Annotated in this window: 9 protein-coding genes and 1 pseudogene; 1 reads left to right on the top strand and 9 read right to left on the bottom strand. The window is 37.0% G+C overall.

What is annotated here, in order from left to right:
• Positions 1 to 741 (bottom strand): hypothetical protein (locus AB1397_04750; protein ID MEW6482293.1); only part of this gene is annotated, 741 nt, incomplete at its 3' end.
• Between the two features lie 131 nt (positions 742 to 872).
• Positions 873 to 1,023 (bottom strand): annotated as a pseudogene (locus AB1397_04745) (hypothetical protein).
• 359 nt (positions 1,024 to 1,382) lie between these two features.
• Between AB1397_04745 and AB1397_04740 the strand changes: the two are divergent.
• Entirely contained in the window at positions 1,383 to 1,625 is a 243-nt protein-coding gene (locus AB1397_04740) for a type II toxin-antitoxin system VapC family toxin (GenBank protein ID MEW6482292.1), read from the top strand.
• A 207-nt stretch (positions 1,626 to 1,832) separates the two neighbouring features.
• On the opposite strand, the gene AB1397_04735 is transcribed toward AB1397_04740, so the two are convergent.
• From AB1397_04735 to AB1397_04705, 7 genes are all read right to left on the bottom strand, one after another.
• Entirely contained in the window at positions 1,833 to 2,210 is a 378-nt protein-coding gene (locus AB1397_04735) for a DUF5618 family protein (protein ID MEW6482291.1), read from the bottom strand.
• A 123-nt stretch (positions 2,211 to 2,333) separates the two neighbouring features.
• The gene (locus AB1397_04730; GenBank protein ID MEW6482290.1) at positions 2,334 to 2,693 is read right to left on the bottom strand and encodes a hypothetical protein; all 360 of its coding nucleotides are present in this window, start codon (positions 2,691 to 2,693) and stop codon (positions 2,334 to 2,336) included.
• The gene (locus tag AB1397_04725) at positions 2,690 to 2,944 is read right to left on the bottom strand and encodes a hypothetical protein (protein ID MEW6482289.1); all 255 of its coding nucleotides are present in this window, start codon (positions 2,942 to 2,944) and stop codon (positions 2,690 to 2,692) included. Before AB1397_04725 ends, AB1397_04730 begins: the two co-directional genes overlap by 4 nt.
• Positions 2,945 to 3,285: 341 nt before the next feature.
• Positions 3,286 to 4,425, bottom strand: coding sequence for a PorV/PorQ family protein (locus AB1397_04720; protein MEW6482288.1), 1,140 nt, complete (start codon positions 4,423 to 4,425; stop codon positions 3,286 to 3,288).
• A 2-nt stretch (positions 4,426 to 4,427) separates the two neighbouring features.
• A complete protein-coding gene (locus AB1397_04715) occupies positions 4,428 to 6,566 on the bottom strand; it encodes a T9SS type A sorting domain-containing protein (GenBank protein MEW6482287.1) in 2,139 nt (712 codons plus the stop codon).
• A 344-nt stretch (positions 6,567 to 6,910) separates the two neighbouring features.
• Positions 6,911 to 7,828, bottom strand: coding sequence for a choice-of-anchor Q domain-containing protein (locus AB1397_04710; GenBank protein ID MEW6482286.1), 918 nt, complete (start codon positions 7,826 to 7,828; stop codon positions 6,911 to 6,913).
• Between the two features lie 26 nt (positions 7,829 to 7,854).
• Positions 7,855 to 8,130 carry a right-handed parallel beta-helix repeat-containing protein gene (locus AB1397_04705; GenBank protein MEW6482285.1) on the bottom strand — a complete coding sequence of 92 codons (276 nt, stop codon included), beginning with the start codon at positions 8,128 to 8,130 and terminating at the stop codon, positions 7,855 to 7,857.
• Positions 8,131 to 8,268 lie beyond the last annotated feature (138 nt).

Below are 8,268 nucleotides of genomic sequence, written 5' to 3'. Positions count from 1 at the left end.
GTTAAAATTTATTGAGCCGGTTAGAACAAGGTTTAGAAAGAGCCAGAAAGAGCCTACAATAACAGGAAGAAAAACAGGAAATATCTGGGCAATCGAGGGTTTTTCATTTTTTGGCAGGATTATCTGGTTAAGCAAAATAAGAAAAGAAGCAAGGCAGGAAAAGATAAACCCCTCAGGCCTTGCAATGGACATACAGGAAGCAAAAATAGAAAACAAAAGAAAATTTTTCTTTTCACAAGCCTTCAAAAACCCAAAGAGGGAAGAAAGAATGGTCATTCCTAAAAGCCCAGTATCCATTCCAGAAAAGCAGGCCCATAAAAATGGCCCATTTAAAATAACCATCAGGCTTGCAATCACACCAACCACAGGGGAAACAAGCCTTTTTCCTATAAGATAAGTAAAGATGCCGGATAGAATAAGGATAATCAGGGAGAGAAACAAAGACCAATAGATTATATTCATTCCGGAAAACCCTAAAACAAAGCCAAAAGCTAGAAGGATTTGCCAAAGGAGGCTTGTAACGCCTGTGGTTGCCTGGTCTTCTAGGTTGTATTTTAAGAAATGTCCATCTGCCATATTTTGGGCATATTGGAAGAATATGAATGGGTCATCCAAAGGAAGGGAGATGTTTCCTTCACAATAATATTTCCCCATCCAAACATAGAAGCCTATATATAAAATAGATATAAGAATAATAAAGGGAAATATAAGGAGGCCTAAATCCTTTTTCTTCTTTGCCATTTTTTTGGTATTATAGAGATTTTACAATTGCCTTGTCAAGTAAGGGGTAGCTGAAACCTACCCATATCTTTTATAGAAAAATGGTATGTGTTTAGCTCCATTATAGTGTATATACCAACTTTTGGTTAAGATCATATCCTTTTTGTTTTTAAGGTAGTCAAAACAGAGGTAATCACTTCAATAGATTCTGGTTCCTTTTTCATTCCTCAAGCTTCCTATTATCTTACGGATTACTACCTGTTCCCTCAATCCCCTTTCTGCTCGGTTATTGGTTGGTTCTACCTTATACTTTAATTATAGTTAATTCCATATAATTATAGTTAATTCCATAACGCTTTACAAAATGTATGTGTTTAGATAATCTTAAGGAAAACTTTATAAAATTATGAATTTTGAATGTTGAATTTTGAATTAAAAGGGAAAAAATTTTATAAAACTTAAACCTTCAATTCAAAATTCAAAATTTAGAATTCAAAATTTCTTAAAAGGTGGATGAATTTTTAACAGATAAACACAACCCTATCTATTTTTGCACTAAGTAATGGAAGATACTATAAGAATGCTATTCCTGTATAATCTTTCCCTTTGTTCGGGTGGGCTATGTGCATTCCCCTCGGTTAGTGATTGGTAGATACGAGACAATGCTTCTTTTAAGGCAATTCCTTCTTTTCAATGTTACCTTGGCAGAGCTTCAAGGAGGGGTTTATTCTAGCAATAATTCCGAAAAGGCAAGGCAAGGATTAAAAGACTTTCTCTCCTTTGTTAAAATTCTTCCCATAAATGAGGAAATATGTGAGCATTACGGAAGAGAATATGCACAGCTTAGAAAAACAGGTCAGCTTATTGGAGGCTTTGACCTTTTGATTGCCGTAATTTATATATAACCTTATCCTCCTATTTTTAAATTTTTTTTACATCACCCCCTTAAACAAAAAAAGCACCCTTCTCGCTTTTTGCGACAAAGATGCTTTTTGCTTTATTTTACAAAAATACCTAAAGGTGTTCTGCATCCTCTCTGTATATCAACAAACCCTTTATTTTCATCTTACCAATTCTTTTGTAGCGACTGCGTTATTCACAAGATAAAACCTTCATCTTATCTTCTCAATAAAGTCTTTTGTTGCCTTCAAATACTCCTTGACTGCCTGGGTATCATAAATAAGCCCTTGGTAATATCCTGCAATATGTAAGCCATCATAAAGCTTCTCAAATTCCTTCATCAACTTTCCATTATGAACAGCTAGATGTTTCCTCAATGCCTCCCTATAAGCATCTATTGATTTTGGAAGTTCCTTTTTTGTAAAACCCTTTTTTTCTACAAGATACCCTTTTATTGCCTCAAGGATAGAAAGATAGGCAACTCCAAAGGCTTCCCTAACAGGCTTAATATCTGTATAGGTATTATTCTCAATTGGAATAGACCTTAAAATCTCCTTTGCATTGTTTAAATACCTTAATGACTCTTTCATCAAAGAAACTCTAAACAACAAAGACCTTTTTGTCAAGCGTTTTTGAAACCTGTGTTATCATTCTCATCCAAAATGGCTATCTTTAAGCTTTATCCCGCCAATATCAATGCTTAAGTTTCATAGCTATAAGAGCTCAACAACCCCCTTTGTAAAATTGATTTTGAGCTCATAATCGCTCAATAACTTTATTCCAATCAGAATGTCCTTACCCCCTCCAATTAAAGCTATTACCTCCTTTGTCTTGTCACACCATTTTAAAAAAATAGGGGCAATACTCACTTTTGTTATGCTTCCATCAGCAAGCATAATAGGTTCTACCCCTGATATCTCAAGATTGAGTTCCTCAGCAAATTTTACTGGTAGGTAGATTTCCTCTGTAAATCCGGTGTCAATAACACAAGAAAAATCCTTTCCTATTTTCTCAATATCAAATAGGGTTACCTCTACCCTTGGGGTTAGGGTCTCATCAAGGTATCCTCTCAAAAACCCTTCCTCCGTAGCATCGCTGCCGTCTCATACCCTATCTTTACAAGATAAAAAAGCTTATCCGGGTAATTCTCTTTTGCCTTCTTTAGTGTCTCCAAAGAGTTCTCCCCAATATATGCCTTCTCTGAGTCAGGTTCAATAGCCGCATATTTACCCTTTAGTTTCTCCTCAAGCCACTTCTTCTGAAACTTGTGATAAACTTCATCGCCTTTCTTCATAACCTTTTCTAATTCTTCAGATCTTTCCATTTTTTTAACCCTCCTATTCTCCAACTTATTTAAATAATCGCAAGTTTTCCTATTCTAAATTTATCAGATATCTAAACTCTATATAAACATTTTAAGCTTGGAAAGGAATAGATGTCAACTTATGCGGAATCTACAATCCTGCTGGATGTTGTTCTCTCCATCCAAAATGGCTATCTTTAAGCTTTATCCCGCCAATGTCAATGCTTAAGTTTCATATATATAATGTTATACAATCTAACCATTATTTGGCAAGGGGTTTGTTAGGCAGAATATTACTTTGGAGCTTGGATTAGCTCAGCCCTTAATGAATCTATCCTTTCTTTGGGAATAAATTCTTTTTCTCAATCCTTTAAGCCATCCATTGATACCCTTATCTTGTATGGCTTTTGTAAGGCTAGCTCATCGAGGATAATGGGTGTTGTTCCTTTGAATGTATTGTCCAGATAAACCTTTGCACCGGATGGATTTGAATAGAGGATAAGCTTGGATAAACGGCTTTCAGAAGGGGGTAATTTAGGAGCTTCCTCTGTTTTAGGAATCCCTTTTGCTTTAGTTTCTACTTTCTTAACCCTGGGTTTTTCCCTTTTTTCTTTACCAAAGCCAATCTTTAATGAAAGATAATGGCTATCTTGAAGGAGCTTACGGGGAATATAGGCATAATCAAGCTTAATCTCTTTAAATCCTATCCCTAGCCCTCCACTTATTCCTGAGCCATCATCTGCACCTGAGGCATATCCTGCCCTAAGGCATAGATTGTTGATTAGCCAAAACTCTCCACCCAGATTTATCCCTAGACCGCTATCAGCTGGTTTATTTATATCCAAAGCAAGGTTTGCCCTATTTATTTTATAGCCCACTCCTGCCTTAATATTAAAAGGTTGTTTATCTTCCTTCTCAACAAACTTTATTTTTCCTCCTATGTTTTGAAGGACAAAACCAAGCTTTAAATCCTTAATTGGGGTGTTGCAAAGTATTCCAAAATCCCCTCCCAAGCCCTTGGCAGAGAATTTGTCAATCCTTTGAGCAATATAGCGAAGGTTAAACCCACAAGAAAGGGAATTGGTAATGTTTTTTCCATATGAGCCGGTAAGGCTATAATCACAGGCATCAAAGTAAGAGCCATCACCAGTGGGGTTTGAGATGGTAGTCCTTTTTATCCGAGAGGAATTGAGCAAGGAAAGGGCAATTCCTATTCCTTGATTTCCAAGAGGCATAACCCCTGCCAGATACTCATAATTTACCTCATTAAGATAGCGGCTATGCATAAATCCGATCCCTTTTTTCTCTATCTTTCCAAGCCCAGCGGGATTGTAGCATATGCTATCAACATCATCCGAAAGGGCACAATATGCACCAGCCATTCCACTTGCCCTTGCACTAACCCCAATATTATTTAGAAATTGTGCCCCGGATACCCCGGCGTTTTCATCAATTCCATAGCCTGAAAATGCTATTAAGCCAATTACTAAAAGCAATTTCATTTTCATTTCACAATGGCAATCCTACCCGTTGCCTTCTCTTTTTTGTTATTTGTAATTACATAGATGTATATCCCACTTGACAGTTCTTTATTATTTTGATTTCTCGCATCCCATTGCCAGATTCCTTGATTTGTAAGCATAACCTCCCTTACCAACCTACCCGCTAGATTGAATATCCTAATCTCTGCATTTTCGGTCAATCCCTTAAAGGTAATCCCCGAATCCGCTGAGCCATTATAGGGAATGCCATTATCCTTGTCATTGTCATAAGGGACAAATGGGTTGGGGTAGACAGAGATGTTTTTTAGATTCTCGGCAGTAAGGGCCTGTTGGCTTGTCCCAGCTAATGCAATTATGGAAAGGTGATTAAATGTTCCAGAGATTGTTTTGGTTATTGTAGATAGGCTACAAGATATGGTTCCTCCAACATCTCCCTCATCTGACAGGATATAAAAGAGCAATGTATTCTCGTCTATGTTTCCAAGTAATTCCTTTTTATATTGTATCTCAATATAGATGGGATTAGTTAAGGTTCCAGAGAGCTTGTTACCCAAGGTATCATAGGCATTAAGAACAACACCAATTCCAACATTTCCCTTTAGCTTGCTTAATTTATCCACGCTTGCAGCCTTCGGTGGAATAAAGACAAGGGTATTTGCCTCTGTTCCTATTCTAATTGTTGCTGTTCCCCAGAAAACAGATAGGGTGGCCGTTAAAGTATTTACTTTATCTACAAGCCTTCCAACAATGATACTTGTCCAGCTACCCTTTGCCTGGCTTATAACACTAATTGTCCCAAAGCCAATAGATGATGCATAAAAAATGGTGCTTGTTCCAAAGCTATTAGACAATGTTCCAATGTTTCCCTCAATGCTCCATGTTCCCTCCACATATTCTGTCCCTTCTTGATTCAGGGAATACAGGGTTGTTGTTGCTGATATACCCAATGCCCTTTTGTCTGTATTTATCCTTAATCCTTCAAGAATAATACTTATCTCTGCATCAGGAGATAATGGCTCAGCCTCAAAGTTACCTACTGCATCCATTGAGCGAGAATAGAATTTATAGCTATGGCCATATTTACCCTGATAGGTGAAAGAACCAGAAAATGTAGAGAGGGGGCTATCAAATGTCTTTGTGAATATGGGGGCATAAGATGCACCATTGTCAGAAATATAGACTACAAGGTTTTTTACCCCAGAATGGGCATCGCTTCCAGAATAATTTACTGAAAATGTAGTTCTTGTCTGGGTTAAGGGAAGCGAAGCAATGCTACTTGCTGGGAAACTTGCATCAACTGTATTAAGCACCTCTTTTGTGTCTATTGGAGGATTGATATCAAATATAATGCCAGCCTTGTTTTTTATCTGTGTTTCAGATGATAGATCTGATTTAGGCTTAATGCTAAAGCTTACCCATCCTTCGCCATTTGGGGAATATGAATTGGGAGGAAGAAGGTCGGTTAAGCTTCCATTTATATCTCTTGCCTCCAGGATAAAACGGGTAAGTCCTGTTGGTGTAGATGAGGCATAAATACAAAGCTTACAAGTATCTGTCTCTGGTGCAGGACCTGTCCAGGTGCCTGGTGAAAAGATTGTTGATGTTGAGATTATGCTATCTTCTGGAATATCAATAACCTTTCCTCCTATACAAACATCATCAAAAACCAATGTTGCCAAATCCAGGTTAGAATCCAATTGGTCTGTAATCTCAATCCTTCTGGCATAGGTTGTGGCTGTTGGAATGGCGTTTTCAAAGAATATTGTGTAATGTAATGTTTGTTCTGGAAGTATCCATTGGCTTGCAGGACCTTCCTTATCATTCGGATCCCACGCTGCAACCCTACTTAACAATTTGGTTATCTCCTGCCACATTCCCCCAGATATCCCAAGTTTTTTATCAATTTCCAATGCAAAATCAAGAACCATAACTCCCTTTGAAACCTTTCCCACTGTCTCCGGTGTAATCCCTATCTTTGCATATAAACCTTGTAGGTTAGAAGTTACTTCTTTTGCTTTTGTTGGATCAACCCCAGATTGATACAAACGAAATGCAATATCATCGGGATTTTTTACAATACTTTCACTAAATTTTACTATACCCTCTTGGGCCCAACTAGCCCAACCTGTAATTTCCTCCACTGTTTTATCCAGAGCTTCATGAGAGGTTTTATAAAGCGCCTGCCAAAGGTCAGTATCTGCCGGGTCTGCTATCTCTTCTGCTGTAGTCTTAAGGGTCTGGGCAATACAATGCTTAATATATAGTTAATTCCATAACGCTTTACAAAATGTATGTGTTTAGATAATCTTAAGGAAAACTTTATAAAATTATGAATTTTGAATGTTGAATTTTGAATTAAAAGGGAAAAAATTTTATAAAACTTAAACCTTCAATTCAAAATTCAAAATTTAGAATTCAAAATTTTATAAAACTTAACCTTTTTCAATTCAAAATTCAAAATTTAGAATTCAAAATTTCTTAAATACTATTTTTGCACTAAGTAATGGAAGATACTATAAGTAGTTGCAACAATCCCACCAACTATTTTCGCTCCTGCTACCAAAACAGGAACAATAGCAACTTGGACTTCATGCTCTTGGGAAGATAGGGTTAAAGGCGCATAAATTACTGCTTTAAATACGAATGTTTCAGAAGGTCTAATTCTTGGAATCCAGAATATATCAGATTGGTCAAGGAATGTTGTTATACTTCCATCTGGAATACCTTGCCAATCTTCTGGATATAGAGCTTTTCCCTCCTCAATATTTTTTAGAAGGCTATCCCTATCCCAGACAATATACCCACCTTTTGTCTCAACCCTCTTAAGCAAAAATCCAGTGGGAATTGTAAGCCTAACATATACATTTTCTGCATCAATATTTCCAGAATTTCCTACATCTATCCAATATAATTGCTCTTGTCCAACCCTTATCTCTTGCCTTCCTATAACATTTGTCCAAAGCTTTGGCTCACCGCCTTGCTCAATGGTAAATGCATTTTGTAGTATCAGGTTCTGACCCAAATTTACAACAACCACATTCCAGACACCAGGGGTTTTGGCAGTAAGGTCAAATGTGGCAAGGAGGGAGCTCTCTGAATAGTATGTCATTGTTCCAATAATATCGGGATAGCCTATCCTTGTCAGCTTTAAAATTGCATCATTCACAAACCCCCTTCCTGTTATCTTTATTGTAACATCGCCTGTATTTCCCCCTTTGTTTGGAGCTATGCTTGATATTTGAGGCTCTACTGCCCCTTGATACTCATAAGCACCCATATCAACAATACCGTTGAATATCCTTATCTTGCCATCCTTATCAGTTGAAGAGATAGAGGGTGCGGTATTCAAACCAGCATCTATGCAGGGAGAATTAGCTTTAAGATGAAAATCATCTCCTCCTATAAATTGGGAATTTTGTTGTATGTCCTTTAATCCAGTAGAGCAACCAAAATAATTCCTGTTTCCACCATATCCATTTCCGAAGACACAGTTATATTAATGACAGGGTTGCCTCCTGAATTATAGATGCCATAATAACCAGAGCTTGTTGTCCCATTTTCTGCTACAATGTTGTTGGTAATGGTTGGGAAGGAAGAACTTTCGCAGTCAATGCCGTGATTGTTATTCCCAAATATGGTATTGTTTGTAATGATTGGGAAAGAATTATTGTAGCAGTCTATGCCAGAATTGGTATTTCCAAAGATTATATTGTTGACAAGTCATTTTCGCCACTAAATTTGAAAATTGGCTCTAATACTAAATCTAAGGCCCAATTTTTTCGGCACTACATATTTTGCACTTGACAAAAAATTACCTAATATTCTCTATTTTACTTAAAAAAT

The sequence above is a fragment of the bacterium genome, from assembly GCA_040756715.1.
Taxonomy (GTDB): Bacteria; UBA9089; UBA9088; order UBA9088; family UBA9088; genus JBFLYE01.
The sequence above is the reverse complement of the archived record's forward strand: the minus strand, read 5'-3'. Positions and strand labels throughout refer to the sequence as shown.

Coding starts and splice junctions, on each gene's coding strand:
- AB1397_04740 (MEW6482292.1), top strand. CDS start 1,383: ATGCTTCTTTTAAGGCAATTCCTTCTTTTCAATGTTACCTTGGCAGAG.
- AB1397_04735 (MEW6482291.1), bottom strand. CDS start 2,210: ATGAAAGAGTCATTAAGGTATTTAAACAATGCAAAGGAGATTTTAAGG.
- AB1397_04725 (MEW6482289.1), bottom strand. CDS start 2,944: ATGGAAAGATCTGAAGAATTAGAAAAGGTTATGAAGAAAGGCGATGAA.
- AB1397_04720 (MEW6482288.1), bottom strand. CDS start 4,425: ATGAAATTGCTTTTAGTAATTGGCTTAATAGCATTTTCAGGCTATGGA.